Genomic DNA, 18,900 nt, shown 5'->3' with positions numbered 1-18,900 from the left:
CCCGCGTTCAAGTCGACACCGATGTCGAAGGGTTGAACAGCATGAGGAATCGAGTAATCGCCACCGGTGCGGCAACGCTCGCGATGGCAATGGGACTTACCGCGTGCGGCGGTGACAGCGACAGCGGTGACGGCAAGACGATCAAGATCGTCGCCGCCGACTACGGCGACAAGGCCTCCAACGCCTCCAAGAAGTACTGGGACGGCGTGAAGAAGGACTTCGAGGCGGAGAACAAGGACTACAAGGTCGACGTCCAGGTCATCAACTGGAACGAGATCGACAAGCAGGTCAAGAACATGATCCAGGCGGGCAACCAGCCCGACCTGCTCCAGACCGGCGGCTACGCCGACAAGGTCGCCGACGACCTGCTCTACAAGGCCGACGAGGTCCTCTCGCCCAAGACGCAGGAGAACCTCATCCCCACCTTCGCCAAGGCGGGCGAGGTCGACGGCACCCAGTACGGCATCCCGTGGGTGTCCTCGAGCCGCGTGATGTTCTACAACAAGGCCGTCCTGAAGAAGGCGGGCGTCAAGACGCCGCCCAAGACCTGGGACGAACTCGCCGCCGCCGCAAAGAAGATCAAATCCTCCAAGGCCGCCGACACCCCCTACGCGCTGCCGCTCGGCCCCGAGGAGACCCAGGGCGAGACGATGATGTGGGAGCTCGGCAACGGCGGTGGCTACACCGACGCGAGCGGCAAGTACACGCTCGACAGCGCCAAGAACGTCGAGACCTTCGACTGGCTGCAGAAGAACCTGGTCAAGCCCGGCCTCACGTACTCCAACCCGGCCTCCACCGACCGCAAGACGGCCTTCGCGGACTTCGCGGCCGGCAAGGTCGGCATGCTGAACGGCCACCCGAGCCTGATCCAGATGGCCAAGGACGGCAAGGTCGACTACGGCGTCGCGCCGATCCCCGGCAAGACGGGCCCGCTGGAGTCCACCCTCGGCGTGGCCGACTGGATGATGGCCTTCAAGGACGGCGGCGCGGAGAAGGAAGGCGTCAAGAAGTTCCTGGACTTCACGTACTCCAAGAAGATGCTGGAGTTCGACGAGATGTACAACCTGATGCCCGTCACCCAGGACACGCTCAAGACGATGCAGACCAACGGCAAGCACAAGGACCTGGAGCCGTTCTTCGAGGTCCTGCCGAACGCCAAGTTCTACCCCCTGGGCGACACCTCGTGGGACGTCATCTCCGCGGAGATGAAGAAGACCGGTGGCAAGGCCGCGAGCGACGACCCGAAGTCGGTCCTCGGTGACCTGCAGAAGAAGGCGGAGGACGCGGCTGCCGCGAGCAAGTAGCGCTCAGGCGGCTCCCCCTTCGTCCCGTACCTCTCGTACGTCCCGTTCGCTAGGAGACCTTGTGTCACTGAAGGCCCCTCCGCCCCCGGCCGACACCGGCCGGGGACGGAGCGGGCGCGCACCCAGGCCGGTGAGCCGTCGCAGCGGCATCGCCCGGCTCGGCCCGCTGCCCTGGATAGCGCCCGTCATCCTGCTGATCCTCGCCGTGGTCATCTGGCCGGTCGTCGAGCTGATCCGCACCTCGTTCCTCAACATCTCCATCGCCGGCATCGTGCGCGGCAGCGCGGGGACCGACAAGTACAAGAAGCTCTTCGACGAGACCGACTTCGGGGCGGTCCTGCTCTGGACGGTCGTGTGGACCGTCGTCGTCGTGACCGTGACGATGCTGCTCTCGCTGGCCCTCGCCCAGCTGTTCAACCAGAAGTTCCCCGGCCGCACCGTCACCCGCTGGGCGCTCATCGCGCCCTGGGCCGCGTCCGTCCTGATGACCGCCATCGGCTTCAAGTGGATGCTCAACCAGACCGCGGGCGTGCTCAACACGCTGATGCTGGACCTCGGCCTGATCGACAAGTCCAAGGACTGGCTGGGCAAGCCGGAGACGGCCTGGCCGTGGATGATGGCCGTCGCGATCTTCGTCTCGCTGCCCTTCACCACGTACACGCTGCTCGCCGGTCTGCAGACCATCCCGGCCGAGGTCTACGAGGCGTCGCGGATCGACGGGGCGAGCCCCTGGCAGACGTACCGGCACATCACGGTGCCGATGCTGCGGCCCGCGTTCCTCGTCGGCGTGGTCATCAACCTCATCAACGTCTTCAACTCCTTCCCGATCATCTGGGCCATGACGCAGGGCGGTCCCGGCTATGACACCTCCACGACCATGGTGTTCATGTACAAGCTGAAGGAGACCGACATCGGCGAATCCGCCGCCATGTCCGTGGTCAACTTCGCGATGGTCGTCGTGCTCGTGCTGATCTTCCTGAAGGTCAGCCGGTGGAACGAGGAGGACTGATGGCCACCGCGACGGCTCCCCGGGCGGGGACCCCGAAGGGCCCCGCGCCCCAGCACAAGCCCAAGCGCACGTTCCGGCCGCGCACCCTGGTCATCACCGTGGTCGCCTGGGCGCTCGCGGCGATCTTCCTGGCTCCGTACCTGGAGATGGTGATCACCGCGCTCCGCCCCAAGAGCGAGCTGCGCGACCGGACGTACCTTCCGCAGGACCTGGAGTGGTCGAACTTCATCGAGGTCTGGAAGGAGTCGGAGCTCGGCCAGAACCTCCAGGTGACCCTGTTGGTCGCGGGCGGGGCGACGCTCCTGGTGCTCCTGGTCTCGCTGCCCGCCGCGTACTACACGGCGCGCATGCGCTACCGCGGGCGCAAGGCCTTCCTGCTCCTCGTCCTGATCACCCAGATGTTCCAGCCCACCGCCCTCCTGGTCGGTCTCTACCGCGAGTTCCACCAGCTGGACATGCTCAACTCGGTCTGGACGCTGATCATCACCAACGCGGCGTTCAACCTCGCGTTCGCGGTGTGGATCCTGACGGCCTACATCAGCTCCATCCCGCCGGAGCTGGAGGAGGCGGCCATGGTGGACGGCACGAGCCGCTTCGGCGCGATGGTGAAGGTGACCCTGCCGCTCGCGCTGCCGGGTGTCGTCACCGCGGTGATCTTCACTTTCATCACCTCGTGGAACGAGTTCGTGATGGGCCTCACGCTCACCACCGAGCCCGACAAGCAGCCGCTGACCGTCGGCATCAACAACTTCATCGGCGCCTACACCGTGGAGTGGAACTACCTCTTCGCGGCCTCCGTGGTGGCGATCGTGCCGGTCATCGTGCTGTTCGCCTTCATCGAGCGGCACGTGGTCTCGGGTCTCACCGCGGGATCGGTCAAGTAACGGATCGGCCCTCTCAGGCCGGGTCTGGGCGGTTTGGGGTGCATCCTCGCCGCTTGGACCCGGCCTGTCCGCTGTTCAGGAGCGCCGATTTACGTCAAGGACTTGACTGCGCCAACCCGTTCAGCAGAGCTTGGAGTTCACAACTTGTACGGGCGGCGACGTAGCTGCCACTTCATTAACGTCATACGGAATAAGGGTGGCTGAGTCAATGGAGACTCCGGGGTCGCAGTCGTCGCTGCACCGGGCCAATCTCGAGCGGGTCGTACGTGCCGTACGGCTCGCCGGGTCGCTCACTCAGGCGGAGATCGCCAGGACGACGGGTCTGTCCGCGGCCACGGTCTCCAACATCGTCCGGGAGCTCAAGGACGGCGGAACGGTCGAGGTCACGCCCACCTCGGCAGGCGGCCGCAGGGCCCGCAGCGTCTCGCTCAGCGGCGACGCGGGCATCGTCATCGGCGTCGACTTCGGCCACACGCACCTGCGCGTGGCCGTGGGGAACCTCGCCCACCAGGTGCTCGCCGAGGAGGCCGAGCCGCTGGACGTGGACGCGTCGGCCGCGCAGGGCTTCGACCGCGCCGAGCAGCTGGTCAGCAGGCTGATCGCGGTGACCGGCGTGGACCGTACGAAGATCGCGGGCATCGGCCTCGGCGTGCCGGGCCCCATCGACGTGGAGTCGGGGACGCTCGGCTCGACCTCGATCCTGCCGGGCTGGACCGGCACCAAGCCCGCAGAGGAGCTCAAGGACCGCCTCGGCGTCCCCGTGCACGTCGACAACGACGCCAACCTCGGCGCGCTCGGCGAACTGGTCTGGGGGAGCGGCCGCGGGGTCAAGGACCTCGCGTACATCAAGGTCGCGAGCGGTGTCGGCGCCGGTCTGGTGATCAGCGGGCGGATCTACCGCGGCCCCGGCGGCACCGCCGGCGAGATCGGGCACATCACCCTGGACGAGTCGGGCCCGGTCTGCCGCTGCGGCAACCGCGGCTGCCTGGAGACCTTCACCGCGGCCCGCTACGTGCTGCCCCTGCTCCAGTCGAGCCACGGCACCGAGCTGACCATGGAGCGCGTGGTCGCGCTCGCGCGTGAGGGCGACCCGGGGTGCCGCCGGGTGATCGCGGACGTCGGCCGGCACATCGGCAGCGGCGTCGCGAACCTCTGCAACCTCCTGAACCCCAGCCGTGTCGTCCTCGGCGGTGACCTCGCGGAGGCCGGTGAGCTGGTCCTGGGGCCCATCAGGGAGTCCGTGGGGCGCTATGCGATCCCCAGCGCGGCGCGTCAGCTGTCCGTGCTTCCAGGGGCGCTGGGGGGCCGCGCCGAAGTCCTCGGCGCACTGGCTCTCGCACTCAGCGAAATGGGCGATTCAACCCTTTTGGATGGCTCGCTGCCCGCGACCGCACCTGCCTTCACTTAGATAACGCATGGCACCGTTGTCATCTCGTTAAGGATTTACTCCTTGACGCTGGTGTGGCGGCCGAGTTGACTTCGAGCCACCTCGGCCGCAACGACGCGGCCACGTCAGGGAGGTTGGACAGTGAACACCCATCTGCGTCGTGCCGCGATAGCCATGACCGCTACCGCGATGGCCGTTTCCCTTGCCGCTTGTGGCGAGGCTGGTGGCGGTGACAAGGGAGACGGGGACAACAAGACCATCGGTCTGTTGCTGCCCGAGAGCAAGACCACGCGTTACGAGTCCTTCGACTACCCGCTGATCAAGGCGAAGGTCCAGGATCTCTGCTCCGACTGCAAGATCAATTACAAGAACGCGTCCGAGAACGTCTCGACCCAGAAGCAGCAGTTCGACGACCTCGTCGACTCCGGCGTCAAGGTCATCATTCTGGACGCGGTCGACTCCGGTGCCACCAAGGCGTGGGTGCAGGAGGCGAAGAAGAAGGACATCAAGGTCGTCGCGTACGACCGCCTCGCCGAGGGTCCGGTCTCCGCGTATGTCTCCTTCGACAACGAGAAGATCGGCAAGCTCCAGGGCCAGGGCATCATCAACGCCCTGGGGGACAAGGCCAAGGACTCCAATGTCGTCATGATCAACGGCAAGGAGTCCGACCCGAACGCCGCCCTCTTCAAGAAGGGCGCGCACTCCGTCCTCGACGGCAAGGTCAAGAAGGTCGTCTACGAGCAGACCGGTGAGTGGGACCCGAAGATCGCGGGCGAGAAGATGGGCACCGCCATCACCTCCCTCGGCAAGGACGGCTTCGACGCCGTCTACTCGGCCAACGACGGCATGGCGGGCGGCATCGTCGCGGCGCTGCAGTCGGCCAAGGTCAAGGGGATCCCGGTCGGCGGCCAGGACGCCGAACTCGCGGGCATCCAGCGGATCCTGAAGGGCACGCAGGCCTTCACGATCTACAAGCCCTACAAGCCCGAGGCCGAGAAGACCGCCGAGGTCGCGGTCAAGCTCCTCAAGGGCGAGAAGATCGACTCGCTGGTGACGGCCAAGCTCGACAGCCCCAGCGACAAGGCCATCCCGTCGGCCCTCGTCCAGGCCTTCGTCGTCACCAAGGACGACATCAAGGACACCGTGGTCAAGGACAAGTTCTACAAGACGAGCGAGATCTGCACCCCGGACTTCGCCAAGGCCTGCGCGGACGCCGGCATCAAGTAGCCGCGTTGCAGGCAACGGACTCGTACGGCGTCTCGGTCCCCGTCACGCTTGCCCCGCTGTCGGGGGCCAAGGCGCCGTACGTCTGCTCGCCTTCCTGCCTCATCCCCCCTTAGTCCACACATCACATCCCGCCGTACGCCATGTCCGTACGGCCTCCGCCGCACCCCTCGGCGGACGAAGGAGATGGTTTGCATGTCCGCTCCGCCCGTGCTGGCGTTGCGCGGAGTCTCCAAGCGCTTCGGTGCCGTTCAGGCGCTCACCGATGTCGAACTGGAAGTACACGCAGGTCAAGTGGTCGCCCTGGTCGGCGACAACGGAGCCGGTAAGTCGACCCTGGTCAAGACGATCGCCGGGGTCCATCCGATCGACGAGGGCACCATCGAGTGGGACGGCAAGCCCGTCTCCATCTCGCGCCCGCACGACGCCCAGGGACTTGGTGTCGCGACCGTCTACCAGGACCTCGCACTCTGCGACAACCTGGACGTCGTGGCCAACCTGTTCCTCGGCCGTGAGCTCGGCCGCGCCAAGGTCCTCGACGAGGTGGCGATGGAGAAGCGTGCCAAGGAGCTCCTTGACACCCTCTCCATCCGCATCCCGAGCGTGCGCATCCCGATCGCCTCGCTCTCCGGCGGTCAGCGCCAGGTCGTCGCGATCGCGCGCGCCCTGGTCGGCAACCCCAAGCTGGTGATCCTCGACGAGCCCACCGCCGCGCTCGGCGTCGAGCAGACCGCACAGGTCCTCGACCTGGTCGAGCGGCTGCGGGAGCGCGGCCTCGCGGTGCTCCTCATCAGCCACAACATGGCCGACGTCAAGGCTGTCGCCGACGACGTGGCCGTCCTGCGCCTCGGCCGCAACAACGGTGTCTTCAGCGTCAAGGACACCAGCAACGAAGAGATCATCGCCGCGATCACCGGAGCCACGGAGAACGCCGTCACCCGGCGCAAGGCGCGCAACGCGGAGGTCGCGAAGTGAGTGAGACCGTGAACACCTCGAAGACGGTGGACGCCGAGGCCCCGGCCGCCGCCGCCATCCCGGTCGTCGACCCGCGTCTGCTCGTCCGCGAGCAGGGCTTCGCCGGCTACCTCACCGAGTTCAAGCGGAAGATCAAGGGCGGCGAGCTCGGTTCCATACCGGTCGTCACCGGCCTGATCGTGATCTGGGCGATCTTCGAGATAACGACGGGCCGCTTCCTCGACCCGTCCAACCTCAGCAACATCGCGCAGTACATCGTCGGCCCCGGCCTCATCGCGACGGGCATCGTCTTCGTCCTGCTGCTCGGCGAGATCGACCTGTCGGTCGGCTCGGTCGCCGGTCTCACCGCCGCGGTCAGCTCGGTCCTCGCGATCAAGCAGGACGTGAACGAAGGCCTCGCCGTCATCATCGGCCTGGCCGCCGCCGGCGCGATCGGCGCACTGCACGGCTTCTTCTTCGCCAAGATCGGGGTCCCGGCGTTCGTCGTGACGCTGGCGGGCTTCCTGGGGTGGAGCGGACTGCAGCTGTACGTCCTCGGCAACACCCTGAGCCTGAACAACCTCTCCGACGGCATCATCTACAACCTGAACAACTACTACTTCAGCGATGTCGCCGCCGCCTACGGCCTGGCGACCGTCGCGGTGCTCGCGTACGGCTACTCCCAGTGGAGCCAGCGTCTGCGCCGCAAGGCCGCCGACCTGCCGCACCGCCCGGTCAGCGAGCTGGCCCTGCGCACCGGCGTCGTCGCGGTCCTCGCCTATGTCGTGGCCTTCGTCCTGAACCAGGAGGACGGCCTGCCGCTCGGTCTGACCGTCTTCGTCGCCGTGGTGGTCCTCGCCAGCTTCGTGCTGCGCCGCACCAACTACGGCCGCCAGGTCTTCGCGGTCGGCGGCGGCGTCGAGGCGGCCCGCAGGGCCGGCATCAACGTCGTATGGATCCGGATCTCCGTGTTCACGATCTCCGGCTTCCTCGGCGGCCTTGGCGGCCTCTTCATCGCCTCCCAGTCCGGCGTCGCCGACTCGAACCTGGGCGGCGGTGACACGCTGATGCTGGCGATCGCCGCGGCGGTCATCGGCGGCACCAGCCTCTTCGGCGGCCGGGGCACGCCCTGGTCGGCCCTGCTCGGCATCCTGGTCATCCAGTCGATCATGACCGGCCTGTACATGTCGGGCAGTTCCAGCAAGGCGGTGCAGTCGATGATCACGGGTGCCGTACTCCTTGCCGCTGTTGTGCTCGACTCCGTTTCCCGCAGGAGCCAGAAGGCGGCAGGACGCGCCTGACCTGGAAGAACCCGGAGCAGAGCTGCCCGGCACCGCAAGGGAGCGGTGCCGGGCAGCTCTCTGTCCGCCTCCGATGTACGCCCGTTCGCGTGACACGGAACATCCGGCCCGGACGCCGTCCTCAGCGACGGAACATTAGACTCAACAGGCCCGGCAACAATCCGGTCAACGCTTGAACAGCTCTACTGCACGCTCTACTGCAAGGAGGCACGGGTGCCGCTGCTGACCCGCATCAGGGGACCGCGCGATCTGGACCGGCTCAGCCCGGAGGAGCTGAACCAGCTGGCCGGCGAGATCCGCGCCTTCCTCGTCGACGCAGTGTCCAAGACAGGCGGCCACCTCGGCCCCAACCTCGGCGTGGTCGAGCTCACGATCGCCATGCACCGCGTCTTCGAGTCCCCGCAGGACAAGGTGCTCTTCGACACCGGCCACCAGAGCTACGTGCACAAGCTGCTCACCGGCCGCCAGGACTTCGGCAAGCTGCGCACCAAGGGCGGCCTCTCCGGCTACCCCGCGCGCGCCGAGTCCGAGCACGACGTGATCGAGAACTCCCACGCATCGACGGTCCTCGGCTGGGCCGACGGCCTCGCCAAGGCCAACGAGGTGCAGGGCAAGGACGACCACGTCGTCGCCGTCATCGGTGACGGCGCGCTCACCGGCGGCATGGCCTGGGAGGCGCTGAACAACATCGCCGCCGCCAAGGACCGCCCCCTGGTGATCGTCGTCAACGACAACGAGCGTTCGTACGCCCCGACCATCGGCGGCCTCGCGAACCACCTGGCGACCCTGCGCACCACGGACGGCTACGAGCGCTTCCTGGCCCGCGGCAAGGACCTCCTGGAGCGCACCCCGGTCGTCGGCAAGCCCCTCTACGAGACGCTGCACGGGGCGAAGAAGGGCCTGAAGGACTTCATCGCCCCGCAGGGCATGTTCGAGGACCTCGGCCTGAAGTACGTCGGCCCGATCGACGGCCACGACATCGAGGCCCTGGAGTCCGCCCTGGTGCGCGCCAAGCGCTTCGGCGGCCCGGTCATCGTCCACTGCATCACCGAGAAGGGCCGCGGCTACAAGCCCGCCCTTGAGGACGAGGCCGACCACTTCCACGCCGTCGGCGTCATCCACCCCGACACGGGCCTGCCCATCGCAGCCTCCGGCATGGACTGGACGTCCGTCTTCGGCGAGGAGATGGTCAAGCTCGGCCGGGAGCGCGAGGACATCGTCGCGATCACCGCCGCGATGCTCCAGCCGGTGGGCCTGAAGAAGTTCGCCGAGGAGTTCCCCGACCGGGTCTACGACGTGGGCATCGCCGAGCAGCACGCGGCCGTGTCGGCGGCGGGCCTGGCCACCGGCGGCCTGCACCCCGTCTTCGCGGTGTACGCGACGTTCCTCAACCGCGCCTTCGACCAGCTCCTGATGGACGTGGCCCTGCACAAGTGCGGCGTCACCTTCGTCCTGGACCGTGCGGGCGTCACCGGCACGGACGGCGCATCGCACAACGGCATGTGGGACATGTCGATCCTGCAGTGCGTGCCGACCCTGCGGATCGCCGCCCCGCGCGACGCCGACCAGGTCCGCCTGCAGCTGCGCGAGGCCGTCGAGGTCACGGACGCCCCGACCGTCGTCCGCTACTCGAAGGGCGCGGTCGGCCCGGCGGTCAAGGCCGTCGGCAAGGTCGGCGGCATGGACGTCCTGCGCGAGGCGGGCACGAACCGCCCCGACGTGCTCCTGGTCTCCGTGGGCGCGCTCGCGCCGATGTGCCTGGAGATCGCGGACCTCCTGAACAAGCAGGGCATCACGACGACGGTCGTCGACCCCCGCTGGGTCAAGCCCGTCGACGAGGCGCTCGCCCCGCTCGCCGAGCAGCACCGCGTGGTCGTCACCGTCGAGGACAACTCCCGCGCGGGCGGCGTCGGCTCGGCCATCGCCCAGGCCCTGCGCGACGCGGGCGTCGACGTGCCGCTGCGTGACTTCGGCATTCCGCCGCGCTTCCTTGACCACGCGTCGCGCAAGGAGATCATGGCCGAGATCGGCCTGACCGCCCCGGACATCGCCCGCCAGGTCACCGGCCTGGTCGCCAAGCTCGACGGCCGGTTCGAGCGCACGGCGGCCGTGGACTCCGTCGAGGCGGGGGAGCCCGCGCGCGACTGAGTCAACACGCACCGCCGATGGGCCGGTTTCAGCACCCTGTACGGGTGGTGGAACCGGCCCATTCGCGTGAATAGGCTCGCGCCGGAGCCTATGGGGTACTCGCCCTCTCGATCATGTCGAGGACGACAAGCGTGGAGGTACGTCCGTGGCAAGCAGCCTTTTCAGAACGAAGAGCATCGAGCAGTCCATCCAGGACACCGAGGAGCCGGAGCACGCGCTCAAGAAGTCGCTGTCCGCCCTCGATCTCACGGTCTTCGGCGTCGGCGTCGTCATCGGCACCGGCATCTTCGTGCTGACCGGAGCGGTGGCCAAGGAGACCGCGGGGCCCGCCACCGCGATCGCCTTCGCCGTCGCCGGCGTCGTCTGCGCCCTCGCGGCGCTCTGCTACGCGGAGTTCGCCTCCACCGTGCCGGTGGCCGGATCGGCGTACACCTTCTCGTACGCCTCGCTCGGCGAGCTGCCCGCCTGGACCATCGGCTGGGACCTGGTCCTGGAATTCGCCCTGGGCACGGCGGTGGTCGCCGTCGGCTGGTCCGGCTACGTCCGTTCGCTGATGGACAACGCGGGCTGGCATCTGCCCGAATCGCTCTCCGGGCCCGATGCCGCGGAGGGCTTCAGCTTCGACATCCTCGCGACGGCCCTGGTGCTGGTCCTCACGGTCGTCCTCGTCCTGGGCATGAAGCTCTCGGCCCGCGTCACCACGGTCATCGTCGCCATCAAGGTGGCCGTCGTCCTCATCGTCATCATCGCGGGCGCCTTCTTCATCGACGCCGACAACTACAAGCCGTTCATCCCGAAGGCGGAGGAGGTGACCGCGGGCAACAGCATCGATTCCCCGCTCATCCAGCTGATGTTCGGGTACGCGCCCACCAACTTCGGCGTCCTCGGCATCTTCACCGCCGCCTCCATCGTCTTCTTCGCCTTCATCGGCTTCGACATCGTGGCCACCGCAGCCGAGGAGACCAAGATGCCGCAGCGGGACATGCCGCGCGGCATCCTCGGCTCGCTCCTCATCTGCACGGTCCTGTACGTCGCCGTGTCGATCGTGGTCACGGGCATGCAGCACTACAGCGAGCTGTCCGTGGACGCCCCGCTGGCCGACGCCTTCAAGGCCACCGGGCATCCCTTCTACGGGGGCGTGATCAGCTTCGGAGCCGCCGTCGGCCTCACCACCGTCTGCATGATCCTGCTGCTCGGCCAGACCCGCGTCTTCTTCGCGATGAGCCGCGACGGACTGCTGCCCCGGTTCTTCTCCCACGTCCACCCGAAGTACCGGACGCCGCACCGCCCGACCATCCTGCTCGGCGTCCTCATCGCGATCCTCGCGGGCTTCACCAGCCTCGACGAACTCGCCGAGCTGGTGAACATCGGCACGCTCTTCGCCTTCGTCGTGGTCGCCCTGAGCGTCATCATCCTGCGCCGCACCCGCCCGGACCTGCCGCGCGCCTTCCGCACCCCGCTGGTGCCCCTGGTGCCCATCCTGTCGGTGGCGGCCTCGGTGTGGCTGATGCTGAACCTGCCCGCCGAGACCTGGCTGCGGTTCGGGATCTGGATGGCCCTCGGATTCGTCGTCTACTTCGTCTACGGGCGCTCGCACAGCCTGCTGGGCCGGCGGGGGAAGCAGACCTCGGCCGGTGACGTCCAGTAGTCAATGCTCGCCGAGCCCTCTGCCGCACCACGCTCCGTACGGGGGCTGCCACGCCCGCGTACGGAGCAGGCCCCGGCGCCCTCCGCGCGGTACTGGCCGCGCCTGCTCCCCCTCCTCGCGGCCCTGGCCTGCATCACCCGGATTCCCTCCTTCCGGTGGCCGCTGTGGAGCCCGGACGAGGGCTATCTCGCCGTCCAGGCAGGGATACTGGCGGACGGCGGAGAGCTCTACGAAACGGTCGTCGACCGCAAGCCGCCGCTCGTCCCCTGGCTGTACGAGGGGGCGTTCGCGCTCTTCGGCGACGCGACGCTGCTCCCGCTGAAGGTGCTCGCGGTGGCGGCCCAGCTCCTGACCGCCGTCCTCCTCGCCCGCGTCGCCCGGCGCCGCTGGGGCGACGGCGCGGGCCGTACCGCGGGCGTGCTCCACCTCCTCGTCTCGGTCGGCCTGAACCCCGAGGACGCCCAGGCGGCCACCTTCGAGGTCTTCATGCTGCCCTGCACGGCAGCCGCCCTGTGGTGCGCGGACCGGCGCCGCTGGGGCGCCGCGGGCGCCGCGGTGGCCTGCGCCTTCCTGGCCAAGCAGACCGGGGGAGCGGTCCTGGTGCCGGTGGCGTGGCTGCTGTGGCAGGCGGGCGGCGCCCGAAGGGACCTGCTGCGCCTGGGAGTCGGTCTCTGCGGGCCGGTCGTCGCGGCGGCCGCGGTCACGAATCCGGCGGGGTTCCTGTTCTGGACGGTGACGGGATCGGGCGCGTACGCCTCCTTCACCGGGTCCGAACTCCACGTGCTCCTGCGGGGGTCGACCAACGCGGCGATCCTCGCGGCTGCCTGCGCGGGGATCATCCCGCCGGTCGTACGGGTCCTGCGCATCGCCCGCACCGGTTGCACGGACCTGTGGCTCTGGCTCGCCTCGTCGGCGGGCGCGGTCCTCGTCGGCTTCCACTTCTTCGGGCACTACTACCTCCAACTGACGCCGCCCCTGGCCCTGCTGGGAGCCGCCGCGCTGCAGATCCTGCCCAGGGAGCGCACCCTGACGGCCGTGTCGATCTCGGCCGGGGCGTGCGCGCTGTTCCTGGCCTGGGGGATGCTCGCGCCGCGCCCCGAGCTTGCGCACGCGGAGCGGATCGCGGGGGAGGTCCGGGCGCGCACGTCACCCGGGGACCGCGTGCTGGTGTGGGGCATACACCCCGAGACGTACTGGCTCGCCGGCCGAGCCCCCGCGAGCCGCTTCCTCACGGCGGGTCTCCTGACCAACTACAGCGGGGGCCGCGACGGGCCCCAGGTGGGGGAGAAGTACGCGGTGGACGGCGCCTGGCCGGTCTTCCGCGGCGAGCTCGCGGCCGGTCCGCCCGCGCTGATCGTGGACGACTCCCGGGGCAAGCCCTTCGCGCCCCAGCGGGTCCCCTCGCTCCGGCGGATCCTCGCGGCGGGGTACCAGCCGGTGGGCACGGTGGAGGGCGCGGTGATCTACTCGCGCTCGGCCCCGGGCTGACGCACGGAGCGCGGACCCAGGCACTCGGCGTCCAACTCGCCGACACGGCGGCGCAGTTCACGGTCGGCGGTGACGACGACGCACGGCTGCGGCGCGGCATCGGCGACCAGCTCCACGATGCGGTCGTCCCCGCTGCCGGGCGCGGAGACCACGCGTACCCCTTCGACGGACTCCACGCCGCGGGCCGCGCCCTCGACCACGAGGGTGACGTCGAGCGGCCCCGGATGACCCGGGAGCCCTTCTTCGGCGTACGGGACGAGCCGGTCCCGCAGCCGTTCGGCCGCCCCGTGCCGGTCGCGCCACCAGCCGTCAGGGACCGAACCGACGACATTGGCGGCGTCGACGACGAGCAGAGTTCTCATGGCGTCACCCTGGCACACCGGGGCCGAGCCCCGGACGGGAGAGGTGTGCGCCAAACGTAGACTTGGTGGGCCGGAGAAGACGCACGCTCGTAGGAAGGTCGGCGCAGAGTCATGCCGCTGAGGTCCGCCCCCAGGCCCGAGCGGGAGCCCTCCCGCCCGACGGCCGCCACCGCCGGCCACGTCGCGACCGGCACCCTCGCCACCGGCCGCTGGCTGCTGCGCGGCAAGGACGACAGGCTCACCGCGTACGCCCGCTCGGCGGACGGCCTGCTGCGCTGGACGGAGACCCGCCCCGGCGGCCCGGACTGGACGGGCCCGGAGCTCTTCGAGGCGCCGCACCTGACCCACCTGACCCTGGCCCAGGGTGCCGACGGGTACGTCCACTTCGTCGCCCTGCGGAAGCTCCCCAAGGAGGGCGGCGGCGCGGAGGTCGACGTCGTGCACGCCGTCCAGTACCAGTCGGGCAGGCCGCTCATGGACTGGCGCTCGCTCGGCAATCCGCACACCAAGCTCGTCGAGCGCGCCCCGCACCTGGGCGCGCCGACCGCCGCGGTGGACGCCGCGGGGACGGTCCACGTCTTCGTACGGGACGCGGTGAACAGTGTCCGGCTGCGGCGCGAGGGCAAGGGCGGCAAGTGGGAGGGGTGGAAGGACTTCAAGGTCCGTGAGGTCCTCGACGGCATCACGGCGGTCGCCACCTCCACGGGCCGCATCGAGATCTTCGGTCCGGCGGAGAACAAGACGCTGCACTGGACCCAGGACGAGCAGGGCGCCGAGTTCCAGCGCACGGACGACATCGCGCTGCCCCCGGCCACCGGCTCGGGCACGGTCCTGGAGACGGCCCCTGACCGCCTCACGTACTACGCCGCCGACGCCCGCGGCAAGGGAGTCCTGGCTCACCGCTGCGACGACGAGGACATGCGCCCCCTCGGCGGAACCCCCGAGCAGGGCCCCACGGCCGCCCTGCGCGCGACGATAGAGGGCCACGACTGCACGGTCCTCGCCCACCGGGGCGAGGACGGGCGCCCGGTGATAGCGGCCTACCCCACGGAGGACGAGAAGGCGGGCGTCTGGTGGGCCGGGACGGGCGATGCCTGCCTTGGCTCACCGGCGTTGGCACTGGACGCGCAGGGCCGCATGGTCATGGCGACGATCGGCCTCGACGGGACGCTGCGGCTCGCACGCCAGAAGGCGGAGTCGGGCCTCGCCCTTGGCGCGTGGACGCGGGTGTAGCGGGTGGAGGCGGCAAGCGTGCGAAACGGGCGATGCCCGGCCGGCCAGGAGGCCGGCCGGGCATCGCCCGTATGCGGAGGTGCTACGCGGGAACGCTGGCCACGCCCGGCGCCAGGAACCGCTTGCCGTTGACGCGCTCGCTGACACCGGCACGGTCCAGGTACGGCGTGACGCCGCCCAGGTGGAAGGGCCAGCCGGCGCCCGTGATCAGGCACAGGTCGATGTCCTGCGCCTCGGCGACGACGCCCTCGTCGAGCATCAGGCCGATCTCCTGCGCCACCGCGTCGAGGACGCGGTCGCGGGTCTGCTCCTCGGTCAGGACGGTGTCGCCCTGCTTGAGGAGCGCGGCGACCTCGGGGTCCAGCTCCGGCTTGCCGGAGTCGTAGACGTAGAAGCCGCGCTTGCCGGCCTTGACGACGGCGGCGAGGTTCGGCGACACCGTGAAGCGCTCCGGGAAGGCGCGGTTCAGGGTCTCCGACACATGCAGGCCGATGGCAGGACCGACGAGCTCGAGGAGCACCAGCGGCGACATCGGCAGGCCCAGCGGCTCGACGGCCTTCTCGGCCACCTCGACCGGGGTGCCCTCGTCGATGACGTTCTGGATCTCGCCCATGAAGCGGGTGAGGATGCGGTTCACGACGAACGCCGGGGCGTCCTTCACCAGGACCGCGGTCTTCTTCAGCTTCTTGGCGACACCGAAGGCCGTGGCCAGCGAGGCGTCGTCCGTCTGCTCGCCGCGCACGATCTCCAGGAGCGGCAGGATCGCGACGGGGTTGAAGAAGTGGAAGCCGACGACCCGCTCGGGGTGCTTCAGCTTCGACGCCATCTCGGAGACCGAGAGCGAGGAGGTGTTCGTGGCGAAGATCGCGTGCGCCGGAGCGACGGCCTCGACCTCGGCGAACACCTGCTGCTTGACGCCGATCTCCTCGAAGACGGCCTCGATGATGAAGTCGGCGTCGGAGAAGCCCTCGGCCTTGTCCAGGACACCGGAGACCAGGCCCTTGAGGCGGTTCGCCTTGTCCTGGTTGACGCGGCCCTTGAGGAGGAGCTTGTCGATCTCCTCGTGGACGTAGCCCACACCCTTGTCGACGCGCGCCTGGTCGATGTCCGTGAGGACGACCGGCACCTCAAGACGGCGCAGGAAGAGCAGCGCGAGCTGCGAGGCCATCAGACCGGCGCCGACGACGCCGACCTTGGTGACCGGGCGCGCCAGGTTCTTGTCCGGGGCACCCGCAGGGCGCTTGGCGCGCTTCTGGACGAGGTTGAACGCGTAGATGCCGCTGCGCAGTTCGCCGCCCATGATGAGGTCGGCGAGCGCCGTGTCCTCGGCGTCGAAGCCCTGCTGCAGGTCGCCGTCCTTGGCGGCCGCGATGATCTCCAGGGCGCGGTAGGCGGCCGGGGCGGCGCCGTGCACCTTGGAGTCCGCGATGCCACGGCCACGCGCCACGGCGGCGTCCCAGGCCTCGCCGCGGTCGATCTCGGGGCGCTCGACCGTGAGCGAGCCGTTCAGGACGGAAGCCGTCCAGATCAGCGACTGCTCAAGGAAGTCCGCACCCTCGAAGAGCGCGTCGGCGATGCCGAGCTCGAAGACCTGCTTGCCCTTGAGCTGGCGGTTCTGGTTGAGCGAGTTCTCGATGATGACCGAGACGGCCTTGTCGGCACCGATCAGGTTCGGGAGCAGCGCGCAGCCGCCCCAGCCCGGTACGAGACCGAGGAAGACCTCGGGCAGCGAGAAGGCCGGAAGCGCCTTGGAGACGGTGCGGTACGAGCAGTGCAGACCGACCTCGACACCGCCGCCCATGGCAGCGCCGTTGTAGTACGCGAAGGTCGGCACGGCGAGCCCGGAGAGCCGCTTGAAGACCTCGTGGCCGCCCTTGCCGATGGCGAGAGCGTCCTCATGCCGCTTCAGGATCTCGACGCCCTTGAGGTCGGCGCCGACGGCGAAGATGAACGGCTTGCCGGTGACACCGACACCGACGATCGTGCCCTCGGCCGCCTCCTTCTCGACCTGGTCGATCGCGGCGTTCAGGTTCGCGAGCGAGCCGGGGCCGAAGGTGGTCGGCTTGGTGTGGTCGAAGCCGTTGTCGAGCGTGATGAGCGCGAAGCGCCCGGCGCCCGCGGGCAGGTCGAGGTGGCGTACGTGCGCCTGCGTGACGACCTCGTCGGGAAACAGCTCGGCTGCACCCTTCAGAAGCTCGGTGGTGGAGCTGGTGGAGCTGCTCACTTGTCGCCTCCGGCGTCCTTGTGGTTCGGGTTCTCCCAGATGACGGTGGCGCCCATGCCGAAGCCGACGCACATCGTCGTCAGGCCGTAGCGGACGTCCGGCTGCTCCTCGAACTGCCGCGCAAGCTGCGTCATCAGACGCACGCCGGAGGAGGCGAGGGGGTGGCCGTAGGCGATGGCGCCGCCGTACTGGTTCACGCGGGTGTCGTCGTCCGCGATGCCGTAGTGCTCCAGGAAGGCGAGCACCTGCACGGCGAAGGCCTCATTGATCTCGAAGAGACCGATGTCGGAGATGGACAGGCCCGCCTGGGCGAGCGCCTTCTCCGTGGCGGGGATGGGACCGTAGCCCATGACCTCGGGCTCGACACCGGCGAACGAGTAGGACACGAGCCGCATCTTGACGGGCAGGTCGTGCTCGCGGGCGAAGTCCTCGGAGGCGATGATCGACGCCGTGGCGCCGTCGTTGAGGCCCGCGGCGTTGCCTGCGGTGACGCGGCCGTGCGTACGGAACGGCGTCTTGAGCCCGGCGAGGCTCTCCAGGGTGGTGCCGGGCCGCATCGGCTCGTCGGCGGTGGCGAGGCCCCACCCGGTCTCACCGGCTTCCTCGTTCGTCCGCCGTACGGAGACGGGCACGAGGTCCTGCTGGATCTTGCCGTTGGCGTACGCCTTGGCGGCCTTCTCCTGCGAGCGCACGGCGTACGCGTCGGCACGCTGCTTGGTGATCGTGGGGTACCGGTCGTGCAGGTTCTCGGCGGTCATGCCCATGAAGAGGGCGGACTCGTCGACGAGCTTCTCGCTCACGAACCGCGGGTTCGGGTCGACGCCCTCGCCCATGGGGTGGCGGCCCATGTGCTCGACGCCACCGGCGATGACGGCGTCGTACGCGCCGAACGCGATGGAGCCCGCGGTCGCCGTCACGGCGGTCAGGGCGCCCGCACACATGCGGTCGATGGAGTACCCGGGAACGGACTGGGGCAGGCCCGCCAGGATCCCGGCGGTGCGGCCCAGCGTCAGGCCCTGGTCGCCGATCTGCGTGGTCGCGGCGATGGCGACCTCGTCGATCTTGGCGGGGTCGAGGGCCGGGTTGCGGCGGAGCAGCTCCCGGATGGCCTTCACGATGAGGTCATCCGCACGGGTCTCGTGGTAGATGCCCTTCGGGCCCGCCTTGCCGAACGGGGTGCGGACGCCATCAACGAAGACGACGTCCCTGACGGTACGAGGCACGATGGCTCTCCTCCAGGGTGCGGGTGCGCCTGCCGGCGCGCTTCCGGGTTCCATGCTACTTGCCGGTAACTATGCTGCCCAGTCCCGGCTCGGGGAGGCGAAGGTCACATTGTTCGGGCGGGGGCGCCTGGGGCGGGGCGGCGCTGCGCCGCTGCGCGGCGGATGCCTCCCGATCACCCGGCGTCGACCAGAGGGCATGGGGCTGGAGCTGGAGGTGGTGCGTGTGTCTCCGTCGGCCGGTGGGGCGTCTCCTGTCCCGCCGCTGCGCGGCGGATGCCTCCCACCCACCCGCCCGATTGCCCGGCATCCGCCCGGGATCGGAGGACTGGAATCCCGCCGGCCGGTGGGGCGGTGCCTGTCCCGCCGCTGCGCGGCGGATGTTCCCCACCCACCCGCCCATGACCCGGGGTAATCGGGTGGGTGGGCGGGAAAGATCCGCCGCGCAGCGGCGGGACAGGAGACGCCCCCCGGCCGCAACGGGCAGTGGCGGTGCGCGGTAGGGCCGGTCCCG

At 69.3% G+C, this 18,900-nt stretch carries 14 protein-coding genes; 11 read left to right on the top strand and 3 right to left on the bottom strand.

Annotated elements, in window-relative coordinates; genetic code table 11:
* Window positions 1-41 precede the first annotated feature (41 nt).
* The 10 genes from AC07AG_RS40890 (at window position 42) to AC07AG_RS40845 (ending at window position 13,347) form a co-directional block, all read left to right on the top strand.
* On the top strand, window positions 42-1,304 hold the full coding sequence (locus AC07AG_RS40890; protein WP_478762022.1) for an ABC transporter substrate-binding protein: 1,263 nt from the start codon (window positions 42-44) through the stop codon (window positions 1,302-1,304).
* A gap of 130 nt (window positions 1,305-1,434) precedes the next feature.
* A complete protein-coding gene (locus AC07AG_RS40885) occupies window positions 1,435-2,313 on the top strand; it encodes a carbohydrate ABC transporter permease (protein WP_478762020.1) in 879 nt (292 codons plus the stop codon).
* Window positions 2,313-3,197 (top strand): carbohydrate ABC transporter permease, encoded by an 885-nt coding sequence (locus AC07AG_RS40880; protein WP_478762019.1) that lies wholly within the window; start codon window positions 2,313-2,315, stop codon window positions 3,195-3,197. The genes AC07AG_RS40885 and AC07AG_RS40880 overlap by 1 nt, the downstream gene beginning before the upstream one ends.
* A 208-nt stretch (window positions 3,198-3,405) precedes the next feature.
* Window positions 3,406-4,605 carry an ROK family transcriptional regulator gene (locus tag AC07AG_RS40875; RefSeq protein ID WP_249587155.1) on the top strand — a complete coding sequence of 400 codons (1,200 nt, stop codon included), beginning with the start codon at window positions 3,406-3,408 and terminating at the stop codon, window positions 4,603-4,605.
* 120 nt (window positions 4,606-4,725) lie between these two features.
* A complete protein-coding gene (locus AC07AG_RS40870; protein WP_478762018.1) occupies window positions 4,726-5,811 on the top strand; it encodes a substrate-binding domain-containing protein in 1,086 nt (361 codons plus the stop codon).
* A 192-nt stretch (window positions 5,812-6,003) separates the two neighbouring features.
* Window positions 6,004-6,783 carry an ATP-binding cassette domain-containing protein gene (locus AC07AG_RS40865; RefSeq protein WP_478762017.1) on the top strand — a complete coding sequence of 260 codons (780 nt, stop codon included), beginning with the start codon at window positions 6,004-6,006 and terminating at the stop codon, window positions 6,781-6,783.
* Window positions 6,780-8,063, top strand: coding sequence for a sugar ABC transporter permease (locus AC07AG_RS40860; protein ID WP_478762016.1), 1,284 nt, complete (start codon window positions 6,780-6,782; stop codon window positions 8,061-8,063). Before AC07AG_RS40865 ends, AC07AG_RS40860 begins: the two co-directional genes overlap by 4 nt.
* 213 nt (window positions 8,064-8,276) lie before the next feature.
* Window positions 8,277-10,211, top strand: a complete 1,935-nt coding sequence (gene dxs, locus AC07AG_RS40855) for a 1-deoxy-D-xylulose-5-phosphate synthase (protein WP_478762014.1) — start codon at window positions 8,277-8,279, stop codon at window positions 10,209-10,211.
* Between the two features lie 145 nt (window positions 10,212-10,356).
* Complete coding sequence (locus tag AC07AG_RS40850; RefSeq protein ID WP_478762013.1) at window positions 10,357-11,859, top strand: amino acid permease; 1,503 nt, start codon at window positions 10,357-10,359, stop codon at window positions 11,857-11,859.
* A gap of 3 nt (window positions 11,860-11,862) precedes the next feature.
* Window positions 11,863-13,347 (top strand): ArnT family glycosyltransferase, encoded by a 1,485-nt coding sequence (locus tag AC07AG_RS40845; RefSeq protein ID WP_478762011.1) that lies wholly within the window; start codon window positions 11,863-11,865, stop codon window positions 13,345-13,347.
* Here the strand turns inward: AC07AG_RS40845 and AC07AG_RS40840 are convergent.
* Window positions 13,323-13,709, bottom strand: a complete 387-nt coding sequence (locus AC07AG_RS40840) for a PIN domain-containing protein (protein ID WP_478762010.1) — start codon at window positions 13,707-13,709, stop codon at window positions 13,323-13,325. The genes AC07AG_RS40845 and AC07AG_RS40840 overlap by 25 nt on opposite strands.
* A gap of 111 nt (window positions 13,710-13,820) precedes the next feature.
* Here AC07AG_RS40840 and AC07AG_RS40835 point away from each other — a divergent pair, with 111 nt between their 5' ends.
* Entirely contained in the window at window positions 13,821-14,942 is a 1,122-nt protein-coding gene (locus AC07AG_RS40835; RefSeq protein ID WP_478762009.1) for a PLL family lectin, read from the top strand.
* Window positions 14,943-15,024: 82 nt separating this feature from the next.
* On the opposite strand, the gene AC07AG_RS40830 is transcribed toward AC07AG_RS40835, so the two are convergent.
* Both AC07AG_RS40830 and AC07AG_RS40825 read right to left on the bottom strand, forming a co-directional pair.
* Window positions 15,025-17,166, bottom strand: a complete 2,142-nt coding sequence (locus tag AC07AG_RS40830) for a 3-hydroxyacyl-CoA dehydrogenase NAD-binding domain-containing protein (RefSeq protein ID WP_478762008.1) — start codon at window positions 17,164-17,166, stop codon at window positions 15,025-15,027.
* Window positions 17,163-18,389, bottom strand: coding sequence for a thiolase family protein (locus tag AC07AG_RS40825; RefSeq protein ID WP_478762006.1), 1,227 nt, complete (start codon window positions 18,387-18,389; stop codon window positions 17,163-17,165). Before AC07AG_RS40825 ends, AC07AG_RS40830 begins: the two co-directional genes overlap by 4 nt.
* Window positions 18,390-18,900 lie beyond the last annotated feature (511 nt).

Source organism: Streptomyces sp. NPDC044044 (assembly GCF_056434405.1).
The sequence above is the reverse complement of the archived record's forward strand: the minus strand, read 5'-3'. Positions and strand labels throughout refer to the sequence as shown.

What these genes read in the sequence shown, in the direction of transcription:
- AC07AG_RS40845 (WP_478762011.1), top strand. Translation starts at nt 11,863, where the DNA reads ATGCTCGCCGAGCCCTCTGCCGCACCACGCTCCGTACGGGGGCTGCCA.
- AC07AG_RS40835 (WP_478762009.1), top strand. Translation starts at nt 13,821, where the DNA reads ATGCCGCTGAGGTCCGCCCCCAGGCCCGAGCGGGAGCCCTCCCGCCCG.
- AC07AG_RS40875 (WP_249587155.1), top strand. Translation starts at nt 3,406, where the DNA reads ATGGAGACTCCGGGGTCGCAGTCGTCGCTGCACCGGGCCAATCTCGAG.
- AC07AG_RS40880 (WP_478762019.1), top strand. Translation starts at nt 2,313, where the DNA reads ATGGCCACCGCGACGGCTCCCCGGGCGGGGACCCCGAAGGGCCCCGCG.
- AC07AG_RS40890 (WP_478762022.1), top strand. Translation starts at nt 42, where the DNA reads ATGAGGAATCGAGTAATCGCCACCGGTGCGGCAACGCTCGCGATGGCA.
- AC07AG_RS40840 (WP_478762010.1), bottom strand. Translation starts at nt 13,709, where the DNA reads ATGAGAACTCTGCTCGTCGTCGACGCCGCCAATGTCGTCGGTTCGGTC.
- AC07AG_RS40865 (WP_478762017.1), top strand. Translation starts at nt 6,004, where the DNA reads ATGTCCGCTCCGCCCGTGCTGGCGTTGCGCGGAGTCTCCAAGCGCTTC.